Annotated in this window: 15 protein-coding genes; 10 read left to right on the top strand and 5 right to left on the bottom strand. The window is 66.0% G+C overall.

The genetic code is table 11. The features are described from left to right. The 10 genes from A5708_RS20485 to A5708_RS20530 all read left to right on the top strand — a co-directional run. Window positions 1-1,620: adenylate/guanylate cyclase domain-containing protein (locus A5708_RS20485; RefSeq protein ID WP_065030377.1), on the top strand; the 1,620-nt coding region annotated here is incomplete at its 5' end. Beyond that, entirely contained in the window at window positions 1,620-3,023 is a 1,404-nt protein-coding gene (locus A5708_RS20490) for a mechanosensitive ion channel domain-containing protein (protein WP_065030378.1), read from the top strand. The genes A5708_RS20485 and A5708_RS20490, both read left to right, overlap by 1 nt. Window positions 3,024-3,075: 52 nt before the next feature. Further along, window positions 3,076-4,335 (top strand): glutamate-5-semialdehyde dehydrogenase, encoded by a 1,260-nt coding sequence (locus A5708_RS20495; RefSeq protein ID WP_065030379.1) that lies wholly within the window; start codon window positions 3,076-3,078, stop codon window positions 4,333-4,335. 37 nt (window positions 4,336-4,372) lie between these two features. Further along, window positions 4,373-5,248 (top strand): AAA family ATPase, encoded by an 876-nt coding sequence (locus A5708_RS20500; protein WP_007769847.1) that lies wholly within the window; start codon window positions 4,373-4,375, stop codon window positions 5,246-5,248. 10 nt (window positions 5,249-5,258) lie between these two features. Continuing rightward, window positions 5,259-6,707: a vWA domain-containing protein gene (locus A5708_RS20505; RefSeq protein ID WP_065030380.1), complete on the top strand. Its 1,449-nt coding sequence runs from the start codon at window positions 5,259-5,261 to the stop codon at window positions 6,705-6,707. A gap of 243 nt (window positions 6,708-6,950) precedes the next feature. After that, complete coding sequence (gene nadD, locus A5708_RS20510) at window positions 6,951-7,616, top strand: nicotinate-nucleotide adenylyltransferase (protein WP_081293031.1); 666 nt, start codon at window positions 6,951-6,953, stop codon at window positions 7,614-7,616. After that, window positions 7,613-8,008, top strand: a complete 396-nt coding sequence (gene rsfS, locus A5708_RS20515; RefSeq protein WP_065030382.1) for a ribosome silencing factor — start codon at window positions 7,613-7,615, stop codon at window positions 8,006-8,008. Before nadD ends, rsfS begins: the two co-directional genes overlap by 4 nt. Further along, the gene (gene gpgP / locus A5708_RS20520) at window positions 8,005-8,679 is read left to right on the top strand and encodes a glucosyl-3-phosphoglycerate phosphatase (RefSeq protein ID WP_065030383.1); all 675 of its coding nucleotides are present in this window, start codon (window positions 8,005-8,007) and stop codon (window positions 8,677-8,679) included. Before rsfS ends, gpgP begins: the two co-directional genes overlap by 4 nt. Beyond that, on the top strand, window positions 8,669-9,412 hold the full coding sequence (octT, locus tag A5708_RS20525) for a diglucosylglycerate octanoyltransferase (protein ID WP_065030384.1): 744 nt from the start codon (window positions 8,669-8,671) through the stop codon (window positions 9,410-9,412). Before gpgP ends, octT begins: the two co-directional genes overlap by 11 nt. A gap of 4 nt (window positions 9,413-9,416) precedes the next feature. Next, entirely contained in the window at window positions 9,417-10,250 is an 834-nt protein-coding gene (locus A5708_RS20530) for a DegV family protein (RefSeq protein WP_065030385.1), read from the top strand. On the opposite strand, the gene A5708_RS20535 is transcribed toward A5708_RS20530, so the two are convergent. The 5 genes from A5708_RS20535 to A5708_RS20555 all read right to left on the bottom strand — a co-directional run bounded on the left by A5708_RS20535 (window position 10,247) and on the right by A5708_RS20555 (window position 17,301). Beyond that, complete coding sequence (locus A5708_RS20535) at window positions 10,247-13,150, bottom strand: RND family transporter (protein ID WP_065030386.1); 2,904 nt, start codon at window positions 13,148-13,150, stop codon at window positions 10,247-10,249. The genes A5708_RS20530 and A5708_RS20535 overlap by 4 nt on opposite strands. After that, window positions 13,147-13,614: an MmpS family transport accessory protein gene (locus A5708_RS20540; RefSeq protein ID WP_196772698.1), complete on the bottom strand. Its 468-nt coding sequence runs from the start codon at window positions 13,612-13,614 to the stop codon at window positions 13,147-13,149. The genes A5708_RS20535 and A5708_RS20540 overlap by 4 nt, the downstream gene beginning before the upstream one ends. Before the next feature lie 139 nt (window positions 13,615-13,753). Then, entirely contained in the window at window positions 13,754-14,812 is a 1,059-nt protein-coding gene (locus tag A5708_RS20545) for a dihydrodipicolinate reductase (protein ID WP_065030387.1), read from the bottom strand. A gap of 67 nt (window positions 14,813-14,879) precedes the next feature. Continuing rightward, window positions 14,880-15,530, bottom strand: a complete 651-nt coding sequence (locus A5708_RS20550; protein WP_065030388.1) for a GAP family protein — start codon at window positions 15,528-15,530, stop codon at window positions 14,880-14,882. Between the two features lie 31 nt (window positions 15,531-15,561). After that, window positions 15,562-17,301 (bottom strand): AMP-binding protein, encoded by a 1,740-nt coding sequence (locus tag A5708_RS20555; RefSeq protein WP_081293032.1) that lies wholly within the window; start codon window positions 17,299-17,301, stop codon window positions 15,562-15,564. Between the last annotated feature and the right edge of the window lie 19 nt (window positions 17,302-17,320).

Here is a 17,320-nt window from a genome sequence, read left to right on the forward strand (position 1 = left end):
GGCAGCGCATGGTCGGCGGCCAACGCGCGCTTCGACTTCTACATGCGCGGCATCGTCACGCGCTTCGACTATCGCGACGCGCTGTTGTTGGACATGCAGGGCAATGTCGTCTATAGCGTGCTGAAGGGCCCCGATCTCGGCACCAACATTCTGACCGGCCCGTATCGCGAGTCGAAGCTGCGGGAGGCGTATCAGAAAGCCTTGGCGTCCAACGATCTCGACTTCGTCTGGATCACCGACTTCCAGCAGTACCAGCCGGCACTCGACACACCCACGGCGTGGGTGGTGTCACCGATCGGCATGAACGGCAAGTTCGAGGGTGTGATGGCGCTGCCGGTGCCGGTCGCGAAGATCAACAAGATCATGACCGCCGACAAGCACTGGGAGGCCGCCGGGATGGGGCCCGCGACCGAGACGTATCTGGCTGGCCCCGACGACCTTATGCGTTCCGACTCAAGGGATTTCATCGAGGACACGAAGGAATACCGGCGCTCGGCGATCGACGCCGGCACGCCGCCCGACGTGGTGGACCGGGCGATCCGGCTGGGCACTACCACCCTGGTGCAGCCGGTTGACACCGCCGGTCTTCGCGCCGCAAAACGCGGTGAGACGGGGGTGGTCAGCGCCACCGATTACATGGGCAACAAGGAACTGGAAGCCTATTCACCGCTGAGCATCCCCAACTCCGACCTGCACTGGTCGATCCTCGCGACGCGCGACAACTCCGATGCGTTCGCCCGGCTCGGCAGGTTCAGCAAGACGCTGGTGATCGCGGTCGCCGCAATGATCTTCGCTATCTGCGTAGCATCGATGTTCGTCGCTCAGGCTGCTGTGCGACCGGTCCGGCGCCTCGAAGAAGGCACCCGCAAGATCAGCTCCGGCGACTACGAGATCAACATCCCGGTCCAACGTCGCGACGAAATCGGTGATCTCACAGCGGCGTTCAACGAGATGAGCCGGAACCTGGCGATCAAGGAGGAGCTGCTCAACGAGCAGCGCCGGGAAAACGACCGCCTGATGCTGGCGTTGATGCCCGAATCGGTGTTGCAACGCTATCGCGAGGGCGAGGAGACCATCGCCCAAAAACATCAGGACGTCGCCATCATCTATGCCGACATCGTCGGCCTGGACGAGTTTTCCAACGACGTGCCGGAAGACGAGTTGGTCGCCACCGTAGACGATCTTTTTCGGCAATTCGATTCGGCCGCCGAAGCCCTTGGCGTCGAACGGATTCGCACCTTCCACAACGGCTATCTGGCCAGTTGTGGGGTGGTCACCCCCCGCCTGGACAGCATTCACCGTGCCGTCGACTTTGCCCTCGAGATCGGTCGTATCATCGATCGCTTCAACCGCCAGGCCGCGCATCAGCTGGGTCTGCGGGTCGGGGTGAACACGGGCAACGTGGTGAGCGGGCTGGTCGGCCGCTCCAGCCTGGTTTATGACATGTGGGGCGGCGCGGTCAGTCTGGCGTATCAAATGCACAGTGGCTCACCGCAGCCCGGCGTGTACGTCAGTTCGCAGGTGTATGAGGCGATGCGGGATGTTCGGCAGTTCACGCCCGCCGGCAGCATCTCCGTCGGCGGCACCGATCAGAACATCTACCGGTTGCTGGAACGCTGATGAACCTCTTCAACTCGACATGGTTCTACTGGGCGATCGGCATCGCAATCGGACTGCCGCTCGGGCTGATCGCGCTCACCGAGCTACACGACGCGCTGCTGCGCCGGAACAGCCCGCTGGCCCGGCAGGTCGGCCTGCTGCGCAATTACCTGCTGCCGCTCGGTGCGCTGTTGCTGTTGTTGGTCCAGGCCTCGCAGGTTTCGGCCGGCGATGTTCCGGTGCGCGTTTTGACCACGGCGTTCGGTTTGCTTGTGCTGGTGCTCGTGCTGTCCGGTCTCAACGCGACGATGTTCGAAGGCGCACCCGAAAAGAGTTGGCGCAAAAGGCTGCCCACCATCTTTCTGGACTGTGCCCGGCTGGCGGTGATCGGCGTCGGCCTGGCGGTGATGTCGTCCTACATCTGGGGTGTGCGCATCGGCGGCATCTTCACCGCGCTGGGCGTCACATCGGTCGTCATCGGTCTGATGCTGCAGAACTCCGTCGGCCAGATCGTGTCCGGCCTGTTCATGTTGTTCGAGCAGCCCTTCCGCATCGATGAATGGCTGGACACCGGCACGGCCCGCGGGCGCGTGGTCGAGGTGAACTGGCGCGCCGTGCACATCGACACCGGCAGCGGCATTCGGGTGATGCCGAACTCGATGCTCGCCAGCAACGCGTTCACGAATCTCAGCCGGCCGCCCGGCGCGCACAAGCTGGCGGTGACGACGATGTTCTCCAGCGTCGACCCGCCGGATCGGGTGTGTGCGCTGCTGTCGCGGATCGCGCAGGAATTGCCGCAGCTCAAGGCCGGCAGCGTGCCGCGCACGGTCCCGGTGGGCGCGGGCGAATACCGCACGACGATCGGGTTGGACTCACCCGCGGACGCCGGCGCCGCCAAGGCCACGTTCCTGCGCTGGGCCTGGTATGCGGCCCGCCGGGAGGAACTGCACCTCGACGACGCCGACGACGCCTTCTCCACCGTCGAACGGGTCGAGCACGCGTTGCACACGGTCGTGGCGCCGGCGTTGCGGATCGGCGCCGAGGAGCAGCGATCGCTGCGGTCGGCGGCGCGGATCGTCCGCTACGGCGCCGACGAGGTGGTGGAGTACGCCGGCCAGGTGCCCGCGGCCATGACGTTCCTGGTCTCCGGGCGCGTGCAGCTGACCGCGACGGCTGACGACGGGTCTCTGGTGCCGATCAGCACACTGGTCGAGGGGTCGTTCCTGGGGCTTACGGCGCTGACCCGGCAACCAAACCTGGCCAGCGCGTATGCGCTGGAAGAGGTCACCGCGCTGGAGATCGACCGCGAACACATCGAGCACCTGGTGACGCGTGCGCCGCTGTTGCTGCAGAACTTCGGCAACATCATCGAAGAGCGACGGAGCAAGGTGCGCAGCGCCCGGTGCGGTGAGCGGGTGGGGTAACCGCGAATCGGGTCGCCTCACCCGGGGTTTTGCCGCCGGATACCCTGGTTCAATGAGTCTGCAAGCACCATCGCTTCCTGACTTGCGCCAGGAGGTGCACAACGCCGCACGCCGCGCCCGGGTCGCGTCACGTGTCCTGGCATTGCTGCCGACGGTTGCCAAGGATCAGGCGCTGCGTTCCGCGGCCGACGCGGTGGCCGCCCACTCCGATTTGATCATGTCGGCCAACGTCGAGGACCTCGATGCCGCCCGGGTGGCCGGCACGCCGTCCGCGATGCTGGACCGGTTGGCCCTGGACCACAAGCGCGTCGAGGGCATCGCCGCCGGCCTGCGCCAGGTCGCCGGGCTGCCCGATCCGGTCGGTGAGGTGTTGCGCGGTTACACGCTGCCCAACGGGCTGCAGCTGCGCCAGCAGCGGGTTCCGCTGGGCGTCGTCGGCATGATCTACGAGGGTCGGCCCAACGTGACCGTCGACGCCTTCGGTCTGGCGCTGAAGTCCGGCAATGCCGTGCTGCTGCGCGGAAGTTCGTCAGCGGCGCGGTCCAACCAGGCGCTGGTGCAGGTGCTGCGGGCGTCGCTGGTCAGCGAGGACCTACCCGCCGATACGGTGCAACTGCTTTCGGCCGATGACCGCGCCACGGTGACGCATCTGATCCAGGCCCGCGGCCTGGTCGACGTGGTGATTCCGCGCGGCGGGGCGAGCCTGATCGATGCGGTGGTCCGCGACGCGCAGGTGCCCACCATCGAGACCGGCGTCGGCAACTGTCATGTCTACGTGCACGAGGGCGCCGATCTGGATGTGGCGGAGCGAATCCTGCTGAATTCCAAGACCCGTCGGCCCAGTGTCTGCAACGCCGCCGAGACACTGCTGGTCGACGTCGGGATCGCCGAGGAGGCGCTGCCCCGGCTGGTGACCGCCCTGCAAGACGCCGGCGTGACGGTGCACGGTGGATTCTCCAAGGACGCGCACGAGGACGACCTGCGTCGCGAGTACCTGTCGATGGACATCGCGGTGGCGGTGGTCGACGGTATCGACGCCGCGATCGCGCACATCAACGAGTACGGCACCGGACACACCGAGGCCATCGTCACCACCAATATGGCTGCGGCGCAAAAGTTTACGGACGGTGTCGATGCGGCCGCGGTGATGGTGAACGCGTCCACGGCGTTCACCGACGGTGAGCAGTTCGGCTTCGGCGCCGAAATCGGCATCTCCACCCAGAAGCTGCATGCCCGCGGCCCGATGGGGCTGCCCGAATTGACCTCGACCAAATGGATCGCGTGGGGTGACGGACAAACTCGTCCGGCCTGATACCCCGCGTGGAGCAAGTGTTTTAGGAGAACCGATTGTGAGTGTGCCCGCCCGGTCCAAGCCGTTGTTCGACGACATCGACGACGTCTCGCGGCGGTTGGCCGAGACCGGCTACCTGCCCGACACCGCCACCGCGACGGCCGTGTTCCTGGCTGACCGGCTCGGCAAGCCGTTGTTGGTGGAAGGCCCGGCCGGCGTGGGCAAGACCGAGCTGGCCCGCGCCATCGCCCAGGCCACCGGCTCCGGCCTGGTGCGCCTGCAGTGCTACGAGGGCGTCGACGAGGCGCGCGCGCTGTACGAGTGGAACCACGCCAAGCAGATCCTGCGCATCCAGGCCGGTTCGGGGGACTGGGACCAGACCAAGGACGACGTGTTCAGCGAGGAGTTCCTACTGCAGCGTCCGTTACTGACCGCCATCCGGCGCACCGAGCCCACGGTGCTGCTGATCGACGAGACCGACAAGGCCGACATCGAGATCGAGGGTCTGCTGCTCGAGGTGCTGTCGGACTTCGCCGTGACCGTTCCCGAGCTGGGCACGATCACCGCCGAGCGGACGCCGCTGGTGGTGCTGACCTCCAATGCCACCCGCGAACTCTCCGAGGCGCTCAAGCGTCGGTGCCTGTTTTTGCACATCGACTTTCCCAGTCCCGACCTGGAACGCCGCATCCTGCTGTCCCGGGTCCCCGAGCTGCCCGCGCACCTGGCCGAGGAGCTCGTTCGCATCATCGGCGTGCTGCGCGGCATGCAGCTCAAGAAGGTGCCGTCCATCGCCGAGACGATCGACTGGGGCCGCACGCTGCTCGCGCTGGGCCTGGACACCATCGACGACGCGGTCGTCGCGGCCACGCTCGGCGTGGTGCTCAAACACCAGTCCGACCAGCAGCGCGCGACCGGCGAGCTGCGGCTGAATTAGGACTGCAGCGATGGCCACCCGCCGTATCCGCCCCTCCCGGCCGCTCGCCCCGCACGGGCTGCCGGGCCACCTGGTGGGGTTCGTGGAAGCGCTTCGCGGGGCTGGAATTTCGGTAGGTCCGTCGGAGACGGTGGACGCCGGGCGGGTGATGGCGACCCTCGGCCTGGGTGACCGGAAGGTGCTGCGCGAGGGCCTCGCGTGCGCCGTGCTGCGCCGCTCGGATCACCGCGAGACCTACGACGCCATGTTCGACCTGTGGTTCCCCGCGGCGCTGGGCGCTCGCGCGGTGGTCACCGACGACGAGGCCGACGACTCGCCGGACGACGACGCCCTGCCGGCCGACGACGTCGAGGCGATGCGCCAGATGCTGGCGGACCTGCTGACCGACCACCCCGATCTCGCCGAGATGGACGAGCGCCTGGTGGCGATGATCGCCCAGATCGTCGAGGCCTACGGCAAGTACAGCTCCAGCCGCGGCCCGTCGTTCTCGTCGTATCAGGCGCTCAAGGCGATGGCACTGGACGAGCTCGAGGGCAAGCTGCTGGCCGGGCTGCTCGCATCGTACGGTGAGGAACCCACCCCCAGCCAGGAAGAGATTGCCAAAGCGCTTGCCACGCAGCGTATCTCCCAAATACGCAAGCTGGTCGACTCCGAGACCAAACGGCGCACCGCGGAGCAGCTGGGCCGCGATCACGTCCAGATGTACGGCATTCCACAGCTTTCCGAGAACGTCGAATTCCTGCGCGCCTCCGGTGAGCAGCTGCGCCAGATGCGCCGGGTGGTGGCTCCACTGGCCCGCACGCTGGCGACCCGCCTCGCGGCGCGGCGGCGGCGCGCCCGCGCGGGGTCGATCGATCTGCGCAAGACGCTGCGCAAGTCGATGTCCACCGGCGGTGTGCCGATCGACGTGGTACTGGCCAAGCCGCGCCCGGCGCGGCCGGAACTGGTGGTGCTGTGCGATGTGTCCGGCTCGGTCGCCGGGTTCAGCCATTTCACCCTGCTGCTGGTACACGCTCTGCGCCAACAGTTCTCGCGGGTGCGCGTGTTCGCCTTCATCGACACCACCGACGAGGTGACCCACATGTTCGGCCCGGAGGCGGACCTGGCCGTGGCCATCCAGCGGATCACCCGGGAGTCCGGCGTGTACAGCCGTGACGGCCATTCGGACTACGGCAACGCGTTCGCGTCGTTCGTGCAGGCGTTCCCCAATGTGCTGTCACCCCGTACCTCGCTGCTGGTCCTGGGGGATGGTCGCACCAACTACCGCAATCCGGAGATCGAGCTGCTGACCCACATGGTGACCGCCAGCCGGCACGCACACTGGCTGAATCCCGAGCCGAAGCATCTGTGGGGCAGCGGCGACTCGGCGGTGCCGCGCTATCAAGAGGTCATCCCGATGCGCGAGTGCCGGTCCGCCAAGCAGCTTGCCGCGGTGATCGACCAGCTGCTGCCGGTGTAGGGGCGCGGCGTCGTTTCACACCGGCCATACGCTTCTCCGGCGGCGGGGTGTTCTTTGTCCCCGCCTCGCAGCGACCTACCGCGGGCCGGCCGGCGTCCCGGCATCGTCGACAGCCATGTGTCGGCCATTTGTCGCTGTGAGGTGGGCACAACACGTGCCGCCCGACGCAGCGGCTGGTGTGGCATGTGTGGCCGACGCGTGGGAAATCGGGCCGTAACACCGGCTCAAGTAAGCTGGCACATCGTGCAAAAGCAGCTTCGCAGGTTAGGAGTGATGGGTGGGACGTTCGACCCCATCCATTACGGCCACCTGGTTGCCGCCAGTGAGGTCGCCGACCTGTTCGACCTCGACCAGGTGGTGTTCGTGCCCAGCGGGCAGCCCTGGCAGAAGGAGCGGCACGTTTCCGCCGCCGAGGACCGGTACTTGATGACGGTGATCGCCACGGCGTCCAATCCCCGCTTCTCGGTCAGCCGGGTCGACATCGACCGGGGCGGCCCCACCTACACCAGGGACACGTTGAGCGACCTGCGCGCCCTCAACCCGGACTCCGAGCTGTACTTCATCACCGGGGCCGACGCGCTGGCCTCCATTCTGTCGTGGCAGGGCTGGGAGACGGTGTTCGACCTGGCGCGGTTCATCGGGGTCAGCCGGCCCGGCTACGAGCTGCGCCGCGAACACATCACCGGCGTGCTCGGCGAGCTCCCCGAGGACGCGCTGACGCTCGTCGAGATCCCGGCGCTGGCCATCTCCTCGACGGATTGCCGTCAACGCGCGGCGCAGCGCAGGCCGCTGTGGTACCTGATGCCCGACGGCGTCGTGCAGTACGTCTCCAAGCGCCGGCTCTACCGCGACGAGGGGCCGCCGGTGATCGTCAACGAAACACGTCTGAGCACAGGGGAACACCCGTGAGCGCCACGCAGGAGGCCATCGACATGGCGACGGTGGCCGCCGGCGCGGCCGCCGCGAAGCTGGCCGACGACGTCGTCGTCATCGACGTCTCGGCCCAGCTCGCCATCACGGACTGCTTCGTGATCGCCTCGGCGTCCAACGAGCGACAGGTCAACGCCATCGTCGACGAGGTCGAGGAGAAGATGCGCAAGGCCGGCTACAAGCCGGCGCGGCGCGAGGGCACGCGCGAAGGCCGGTGGACGCTGCTGGACTATCGCGACATCGTCGTTCACATTCAGCACCAGGAAGACCGCGACTTTTACGCCCTGGACCGGCTGTGGAGTGACTGCCCGATGGTGCCGGTAGCGCTGGATGAGCGTCCCGGCAACTCTGAAGGCTCGGGCGCACAATGAGCATTCGTCGTCTGATCATGTTGCGGCACGGGCAAACCGAGTTCAATGCCGGTAGCCGGATGCAGGGCCAGTTGGATTCCGAACTGAGCGAACTCGGGCGGGCGCAGGCGATCGCCGCCGCCGAGGTGCTGGGCAAGCTGCAGCCGCTGCTGATCGTGTCGTCGGATCTGCATCGTGCCTACGACACGGCGGTCAGGCTGGGGGAGGTGACCGGTCTGCCGATCCGGGTGGACCGGCGGCTGCGGGAAACCCATCTGGGCGACTGGCAGGGCCTGACCCACACCGAGGTCGACGCGCAGGCCCCGGGCGCACGGCTGGCCTGGCGCGAGGACGCCACCTGGGCGCCGCACGGCGGCGAGAGCAGGGTCGACGTCGCGGCCCGCAGCGTGCCGCTGGTCGCCGAACTGGTGTCCGCGGAGCCGGAATGGGGTGATCCCGACGGCCCGGATCGTCCGGTGGTGCTGGTGGCCCATGGTGGCCTGATCGCCGCGCTGTCGGCCGCGCTGCTGAAGCTTCCGGTCGCCAACTGGCCGATTCTTGGCGGCATGGGCAATGCCAGCTGGGTGCAACTGTCCGGCCACAACGACGATCCCGCCGACGAATTCGACAGCATCCGTTGGCGTCTGGATGTATGGAACGCTTCGGCGCAGGTGTCCAACGATGTCCTCTGAACGGCCGTCCAAGCCCACCCTGCTGATCTTCGCCGACTCGTTGGCCTACTACGGCCCGACCGGAGGGCTGCCCGCCGACGATCCCCGTATCTGGCCGAATATCGTTGCGGGGCAATTGGGCTGGGATGTCGAGCTGATCGGCCGCATCGGGTGGACGTGCCGCGACATCTGGTGGGCGGCGACCCAGGACCCGCGGGCCTGGGCGGCGCTGCCCAGGGCCGGTGCGGTCATCTTCGCCACGGGTGGCATGGATTCACTGCCGTCGGTGCTGCCCACCGCGCTGCGCGAGTTGATCCGCTATGTGCGGCCGCCCTGGCTGCGGCGCTGGGTCCGCGACGGCTATGGCTGGCTTCAGCCCAGGCTCTCGCCGGTGGCCCGATCGGCCCTGCCTCCGCACCTGAGCGCGGACTACCTCGAACAAACGCGTGGTGCAATCGATTTCAACCGTCCCGGCATCCCGATCGTGGCCTCGCTGCCATCGGTGCACATCGCCGACACGTACGGCCGGGCACACCACGGGCGCGCCGGGACGGTGGCCGCGATCACCGAATGGGCGCAGAACCACCAGGTGCCCCTGGTCGACCTCAAAGCCGCTGTCGCCGAACAGATTATGAGTGGCCGCGGGAACCCCGACGGCATTCACTGGAATTTCGAGGCTCACCAGGCGGTCGCGGAGTTGATGCTCAAGGCGCTCGCCGAGGCCGGGGTGTCCAACGAAAAGCACCGCGGGTAGCGCCATGACCGTCGTGGTGGTGACCGACTCGTCGGCACGTCTGCCCGCCGACCTGCTGGAAAAGTGGGGGATACGCGTCGTTCCGCTGCACATCCTGCTCGACGGCAACGATCTGCGCGACGGTGTCGACGACGTTCCCGGCGACATCTACAAACTCTCGGCCACCACCGCCGCGGCCACTCCGGCCGAACTGGCCGACGCGTACCAGCAGGCGCTGACCGACAGCGGCGCCGACGGTGTTGTGGCCGTGCATATTTCGTCGGCGCTGTCGGGCACCTGCCGGGCCGCCGAACGCACCGCCGCCGACCTCGACCCGGGCGTGCGCGTCGTCGACTCCAAGTCGGCCGCGATGGGCACCGGCTTCGTCGCGTTGGCCGCCGCGCGGGCCGCGGCCGACGGTAAAGACGTCGACGCCGTCGCGGAGGCTGCGCGCGCCGCCGTGGACCGCGGACACGCCTTCATCGTGGTGCACCGACTGGACAACCTGCGCCGCAGCGGACGAATCGGCGGAGCGAAAGCGTGGCTGGGCACCGCGCTGGCACTCAAGCCGCTGCTACGCATCGATGACGGCAAACTCGTTCTGGCGCAACGGGTCCGCACGGTCAGCCATGCGACCGAGGCGATGATCGACCGGGTGTGTCAGGTCGTCGGCGACGATGCCGCAGCCCTGGCGGTACACCACGTCAACAACCCGGACGGTGCCCGTGCGGTGGCGTCGGCGCTGGGCGAGCGGCTGCCGGCGTGCGAGCCGGCGATCATCACCGAGCTGGGGCCGGTGCTCGCGCTGCACGTCGGCGCGGGCGCGGTCGCGGTGAGCGTGGCGCTCGCAGCGAATTAGGTCGCGCTTACCGGCCGTCGCGCGTTGTCACCGCGCGGGTGCACCACTTGCGGCCACCAGAACCACCGCCCGAGCAGGGTGGCGATCGAAGGCATCAGCAACGTGCGCACGATCAGCGTGTCGAGGAGCAGACCGATGCACACGGTCGACCCGAACTGACCGAGCACGCGCAGATCGCTGCCCAGCATGGACGCCATGGTGAAGGCGAACACCAGACCCGCGGCCGTCACCACACCACCGGTGCCGGCCATCGACCGGATGATTCCCGTCTTGAGGCCGCCGTGGATCTCTTCGCGGAACCGGGACACCAGTAGCAGGTTGTAGTCGGACCCGACGGCCAACAGGATGATGACTGACAGCGCCATCACGATCCAGTGGATCCTGATGCCGAACAGATCCTGCCAAATCAACACGGACAGACCGAAAGACGCCGCGATCGAGCTGGCCGCCGTGCCGACGATCACCAGCGCGGCCACCACGCTTCGGGTCAGCAGCAGCATGATCATGAAGATCAGTGTCAGGGCCGACACCACCGCGATCATCAGGTCGTACTTCTCGCCGTCGGCCATGTCCTTGAAGGTCGCGGCGGTCCCGCCGAGATACACCCGGGCATCGGACAGCGAGGACTGCTTCAACCCCTCCTGCGCGGCGGTGCGTTCGGCGTCGACGCGCGCGATGCCCTCCGGTGACATCGGATCACCCTGGTGGGTGATGAAGAACCGCGCCGACTTACCGTCCGGCGACAGGAACATGCGAAGACCCGTCTGGAAGTCGGGGTTGTCAAAGGCCTCCGGCGGGAGATAGAAGAAGTCGTCGTTCTTGGAGTTGTCAAAGCTTTGCCCCATCACGATGGCGGTGTTGCTCATCGCCTCCATCTGATTGATCATCGCCTTGAACGTCTGGTAGAGCGTCAGCGTGATGCCCCTGGTGGTCTTCAGCGTGGTGATCAGCGTGGGAAACAGCGCAGTCAGGTCGCGTGAGGCTTTGGCGGTGTGCGCGATGTCGGTGGTCAGATAGTGGAACTGCTCGGCCAGTTGGTCGAACCCGTCGAATGTGTCGAAGAGGGACCGCAGCCCGACGCACACGGGGATGTCGTAGCAGTGCTTCTCCCAATAGAAGACGCTGCGTATCGGGCGGAAGGTGTCGTCGAAATCCGCGATGTGGTCGCGCAGCGTGTCGGTGATCTGCGACGTCACGGCCGTCGTCTTCGCGCTGTCGTCGGCGGCGTTGGCCAGGTCCAGTGACACCTCGTATTGGCGCTGCGTGGTGTCGATCTGGGTTTGCAGGTCATCGGCCATCTTGAGGATGTCGTTCATGCGCTCCTTGAGGAAGCCCATGTTCTGCATCGTCGTCTGGCTCTGGACGCTGTTCTGGAACGGAATCGAGCTGTGCTGAATCGGAATGCCCAGTGGCCGCGTGATGTCCTGGACCATGGCGATGCCGAGCGTGCGCATCTCGTTCTTGGCCACCCGGTCCAACACCAGCATGTCCGCGGGGTTGCGCATGTCGTGGTCGGACTCGACCATCAGCAGGTCGGGGTTCATCCGTGCTTCGGAGAAATGCCGATTCGCGGCCTCTTGCCCTTGATTGGACGGAGCTGACAACGGCAGGTAATGGCGGTCGTTGTAGCTCGTGTGGAAGCTCGGCAGGGCGATCATGCCGACCAGTACGACCGCCGCGCTGACGGCCAAGACCGGTGCGGGCCAACGCACTACGGCCGTGCCCACGCGGCGCCACAGCCGGCCACGCCTGGCCTGCTTTTCGAAGAGGTGGAAGCGGCTGCCGATGAACACGACCGCGGGGCCCAGCGTGATTCCGGCCAGCACCACGACCAGCATGCCGATCGCCACGGGCGCGCCCATGGTGTTGAACCACGGCAGCCGCGAAAAGCTCAGGCAATAGGTCGCGCCCGCGATCGTCAGGCCCGATCCCAAGACGACGGGGGCGACGCCCTTGAACGTGGTGTAGTACGCGGTTTCTCGATCCTCACCGGCAGCCAACGCCTCCTGATAGCGGCCGACGAGGAAGATGCCGTAGTCCGTACCCGCGGCGATCGCCAGCATGGTCAGGATGTTGGCGGCGAAGGTGGTGAGCCCAAAGGCGTTGTGGTAGGCGAGAACCGCGACGACTCCGCGCGAACAGGCCAGCGCGACAAACGTCATGAACAGCTGCACGAGCGTGGTGACGATGGACCGGTAGACCAGCAGCAACATGATCGCGATGGCACCCAGGGTGAACAGCGTGATCTTGGCCAGGCTGGCGTTACCGATGATGTGCATGTCGTCGGACAGCGCTGCGGGACCGGTGACGTAGGCCTTCACGCCGGGTGGCGCCTTGTTCTCCTCGATCACCTTGCGAACGGCGTCCACGGATTCGTTGGCCAGCGTCGTGCCCTGGTTGCCGGCGAGGTTCACCTGAACATAGGCGGCCTTGCCGTCGGCGCTCTGAGCGCCCGCGGCGGTGAGCCGGTCGCCCCAGAAGTCCTGGATGTGCTGAATGTGCTTGGGGTCCTGGCGGAGTTGCCGAATCAGCTTGTCGTAGTACTGGTGTGCGTCCGGGCCGAGCGGGTGCTGGCCCTCCAGCACGATCATGACGGTGCTGTTGGAGTCGAACTCGTGGAAGTTGTGGCCCAGGCGCATCATCGCTTTCATCGACGGTGCGTCCAGCGGTGTCATCGGCGCCGAGTGCGCCTCGCCGACTTTTTCCAGCGTGGGAACGACGACGTTGACCAACACGGTGATGGCCACCCAGCCCAAAATGATCGGTATCGCGAAGATGCGGATCGCATGGGGAAGGTAGGGGCGGTGGCCCCGCTCGGCCTTGGACAGGCGGCCCGCTTTGATCGGGCCGGTGTCGACGGTGCTCAGGTCTTGCGCGGTCTTGTTGCTCGTGTCGCTCATGCGGACTTCACCAGGCAGAAGGTCTGGGCGTTATGGCCGTTGGAGTTCTGGTTGTCGCGGACGATGCCGTCCACGGTGATCTTGCAGCTGATCGTGCTGCCGTCGCTCTGGGCCATGATGTTGGCGCTCACCGAGGGCAGCGTGGTCGAGATCGTGGTCGTCCAGGGCAGTGGGGCGTTGTTGACCTGGTGCGTGTTGGCGTTTTCGTCCCAGTAGTTGATGTTCGCGGTCGTACCGGGGTTGCCGGAGATTTCGTAGACGACGACCTTCGGGTTGAACTGCACGATTTCGATCCCCTTGCCGGCGTTTGCGTTGAGGTCTTCTGAGCCGAAGATCTTGTGCAGCCGCGACACGATCAACGCCGAGGTCGCCAAGACGACCACCAGCAGCAGCGGAATCCACCCTTGTTTCAGCACGCGGGTCACAATGCCGGGGCGGGGACCCGAGTCCGGATTAGCCACCACCTGACCGCCTTCCGCAAAGCTCACCAACCATCGCCGACGACACCAATGTCAACGGAACATTTGCTCAGTTAGGGATACTAACCTTAGTGCACGCAAGCGTTCCTCGCGGGGCCGCCAGTTGTGGCGGACGGCATATCCGCTAATAGGCAAGCCGACCGGTGACGGGCGGCAAATCCGCGAGCGTCACGATCCCGGGCTCCGCGGCCACCACCGCCGGAACGGCATTGGTAACCGGCATCGCGGTGTAAATCATCCCCAGTCCCATGAACCCGGGCTCGGTCCAATCCTTGGGCGGCAGGCAGTGCAACACGGTGCGCATGTTGGGCAGCCCGAACACCTGGATGACGTGGCCGTGCTCGAGTGGTTTGGGTGGAACGACGTGACTGCCCATGGTCCAGTTGAACCCGACGCTGACAACGTTGCGATCGCCGACCCAGCCGCGGTGGTACCCGTAGACGCTGCCGACCGTTCCGGCGGGAATCTTCATGAAGCCCAGATCGGAATCGCCGGTGGCCGCGGTGAACGTGACGTCGAAGGTCATCTTGTCCAGCTTCGCCCCCAACGCGTCGGCCATCATCGCGGCCGATTCGGCGAAGACCTCGCTTTCCCGCCGGACGTTTTCGGCCAGCCCGGGGGTATCGGGATCTTGCGAAAACCCCATGGCCGTCTGGGTTTCCGCCGACTCGTAGGTCGAGCAGTCGACGGACTCGGTGATTCGGATCTCGTCGACGCGCTCGCACGAGGCCGACAGCACCATGCCCACCATGTTCGTCATGCCCGGGTGGGCGCCACTGCCGAAGATCGTCGAATTGCCCTTCTGGCAGGCGTCCTCGATGCGCTTGCGGTCCTGCGGTGTCTGCTTGCCCCCGGTGATCCACGCCGCGCTGGTGCACACGTTGACTCCCGACTCCAGCAGCCGCACCAACTCATCGACGTTGGGCCACAACGGGTTATAGCAACACGCGTCGGCGCCCAGGGCCAACAGAGCGTCGATGTCGTTCGTCGCCTGCACCCCGGTCGGCTCGGGCCAGCCCGCCAGGTCGGCGGCGTCGACGCCCACCTTGTCCGCGCCGTGCGCATACACCCCGGCCAGTTCGAGGTCGGGCCGTCCGATGATGGCGTGCAGCGAACGACGACCGATGTTGCCGGTCGTCCACTGGATCACCCGCAGCGGACGGGATGGACTGGTCGTTTTCATGCGGGCTCCTTTGCCGTGCGATCGACTCATTATGTTCGACCCGGCCCACGCGCACGCGAGCCGGGAGTCAAAGCCCGGCGGTTCCGGCTGCGAGGAACAGACAACCGGCCGCGGCAAGCAACAGCGCTACTTCGCGGCGGCGGCGCGATCGAATCCAGTTGTGCAACGCCTTCATCGACGAGGCGGTCGTCTCGGGCGCCAGTAGATAGGCCAGCAGCGGAAGCTCGACGAGCGCGAACGCCACGATGTTGAACAGCAACAGCGCAGCGACCTGCGTCATGGCCGCCGCGCCGGAGGCCAGTATGACCGCCAGCGCGGCAAGGTAGTCGACCGACGGCAATGCGATGCTGAGACCGGCGATTCCCGCGACCGGCAGCGAATGCCCCCTCAGAAATCGTTGGCCCGGCATCGCCAACCTTGCCGGCCGCGGGCCTATTCGTCCGGGGATGTCCACGGCCACGGCCACCGCGACCACCAGCGCCAGCAACCCGATCAGGATCTGAATCCTCGGCACTGTGAAGTAGCTGGACCCCATCAGTCCGCGCCGAAGCAGGAACAGAACCACCAGGCCCACCGTCATTCCCATCGCGAAACCGCCAGATAAGAATGCGAGCAATTGCAGCACCGGTCTGGGCCTGTTCAGCATGAGCACCGTCATACCGATGCGGAATGGTTCGACACTGACGGCAACGGCCATCACCAGGACAGTGATCAACATTGATACGACTGCATGCCCGCCACTGGCCGGTTTAGGCGTCCAGCCGGACGAACTGCTTCTGTCGGTACTGCTCGATACAGGCGGCGCGGCGGATCTTGCCGCTCGTCGTGGTGGGGATGGATCCGGGGGCCACCAGGACGAGGTCCCCGACGTTCAAGCCGTGCGCATTGGCTATCGCGGAGGTGACATCACTTTTGACGCGGGTGAACCGGTGCATCGCCTCTTCGTCGGAGTCGCCTCGCTTTTTGACCTCGATGATCGTGACCAACTTCTCGGTACTGTTCAGCGGAACCGATATCGCCGCGACCCGGCCGCGGGTGATCTCCTGGATCGTCGCCTCGATGTCCTCGGGGTAGTGATTACGCCCCTGGATGATCAGCAGATCCTTGATGCGGCCGACAATGAACAGCTCGCCGTCGAAGCTGAAGCCTTGGTCTCCGGTTCTCAGCCAGGGCCCTTCCGGCGTGCCCGGCGACGGGTCGATGAGCGTTGCGCCGAAGCAGCGCTGCTCCTCCGGAGGTTTGCGCCAGTAGCCGTCGGCCACGTTATCGCCATGCAGCCAGATCTCGCCGATCGAGCCCTGCGGGCATTCTCGGTTTGTCTCGCAGTCGACGATCCGCAGCGTCGGTGAGTGCGGCACTTTGTATTTGACCAGCGCGGTGCCCGTCCCGGCCGCACATTGCTGAGCGCGGCCGGCGGAGAGCTCCCCGACATCGAAATGAAGCGCGCCCGATGCATCGTTCCAGGTGCCGGCCGCCGCGAAGACGGTTGCCTCTGCCAAACCATATGACGGACGCACCATATGGTCGTGGAAGTTGAAGTGCGCAAACCTATCGACGAAGCGCTGCAACGTGGCCGGTTCGACCCGTTCGGCGCCGCTGATGATGCCCAGCACGCCGGAGAGGTCAAGCCCGGCCAGGTCGTTGTCGGTGGTTTTGCGGGCGGCCAAGTCAAAGGCGAAATTCGGCGCCGCCGACCACGCATGAGGACTGCCGGCCAACGATCGCACCCATCTGGCCGGCCTCTCCAGAAACGAGATCGGACTGCTCAACTCGCCGCGATAGCCGCCCAGGATCGGGGCGCAGACCCCCAGCACCAGACCCATGTCGTGGTAAAAGGGCAACCACGAGACGATCGTGAGATCTGATGGGGCCTTGACCTGGGAATCCGCGAAGAAGCCGCGCATCAACTGCTCGAAATTCACCCGGAGGTTGCGGTGCGAGATCATGACGCCCGTTGGCTGCCGTGTTGAGCCCGAGCTGTACTGCAAATACGCCGTGCTGGGCAAATCGGCCGTCCGAACGCTTGTTCCGTCATCGACGTTCAGGTTCAGCGAATCGATTTCGACGATCTTGGGGGCCGCGTCCAGGCGTGCTTTATCGACGTATTCGGTGATGTCTTCCGCGACGGCGGACGTTGTGAGAACAACCGAGGGCGACGTGTCGGCGAGGACCCCGCTCACCCGTTCATGACTCGAGCCTCGATGCGGCAATGGAAGCGGCACCGCGATGAGACCAGCCTGCATGGATCCCAAGAAGGCCACGATGTAGTCGAGGCTCTGGGGAGCCAGGATCACCGCCCTGTCTCCGACGGACCCGTGCAGGTGAAGTTCGCGTGCCAAGTTCAGTGTTCGGCGCGACAACTGCGACCACGTCAGACTCTCGGGAACACCTGCCCAGTCGTCGTCGTAATTGGTGAACGTAAACGCGATGTCGTTGGGCCGCAAGCTGGCACGGCCGTGCAACATCGAGAGAATGGAAGACTGGGACATAGGCGTCACATCACGTCCG

Origin of the sequence: Mycobacterium colombiense (assembly GCF_001672755.1) — a bacterium.
GTDB classification, from domain to species: domain Bacteria; phylum Actinomycetota; class Actinomycetes; order Mycobacteriales; family Mycobacteriaceae; genus Mycobacterium; species Mycobacterium colombiense_C.

Excerpts from the sequence above, each read along its gene's own strand:
- A5708_RS20535 (WP_065030386.1), bottom strand. The coding sequence starts at position 13,150 with ATGAGCGACACGAGCAACAAGACCGCGCAAGACCTGAGCACCGTCGAC.
- octT (WP_065030384.1), top strand. The coding sequence starts at position 8,669 with ATGTCCTCTGAACGGCCGTCCAAGCCCACCCTGCTGATCTTCGCCGAC.
- A5708_RS20490 (WP_065030378.1), top strand. The coding sequence starts at position 1,620 with ATGAACCTCTTCAACTCGACATGGTTCTACTGGGCGATCGGCATCGCA.
- A5708_RS20530 (WP_065030385.1), top strand. The coding sequence starts at position 9,417 with ATGACCGTCGTGGTGGTGACCGACTCGTCGGCACGTCTGCCCGCCGAC.
- A5708_RS20505 (WP_065030380.1), top strand. The coding sequence starts at position 5,259 with ATGGCCACCCGCCGTATCCGCCCCTCCCGGCCGCTCGCCCCGCACGGG.
- gpgP (WP_065030383.1), top strand. The coding sequence starts at position 8,005 with ATGAGCATTCGTCGTCTGATCATGTTGCGGCACGGGCAAACCGAGTTC.
- A5708_RS20550 (WP_065030388.1), bottom strand. The coding sequence starts at position 15,530 with ATGTTGATCACTGTCCTGGTGATGGCCGTTGCCGTCAGTGTCGAACCA.
- A5708_RS20495 (WP_065030379.1), top strand. The coding sequence starts at position 3,076 with ATGAGTCTGCAAGCACCATCGCTTCCTGACTTGCGCCAGGAGGTGCAC.
- A5708_RS20555 (WP_081293032.1), bottom strand. The coding sequence starts at position 17,301 with ATGTCCCAGTCTTCCATTCTCTCGATGTTGCACGGCCGTGCCAGCTTG.
- A5708_RS20545 (WP_065030387.1), bottom strand. The coding sequence starts at position 14,812 with ATGAAAACGACCAGTCCATCCCGTCCGCTGCGGGTGATCCAGTGGACG.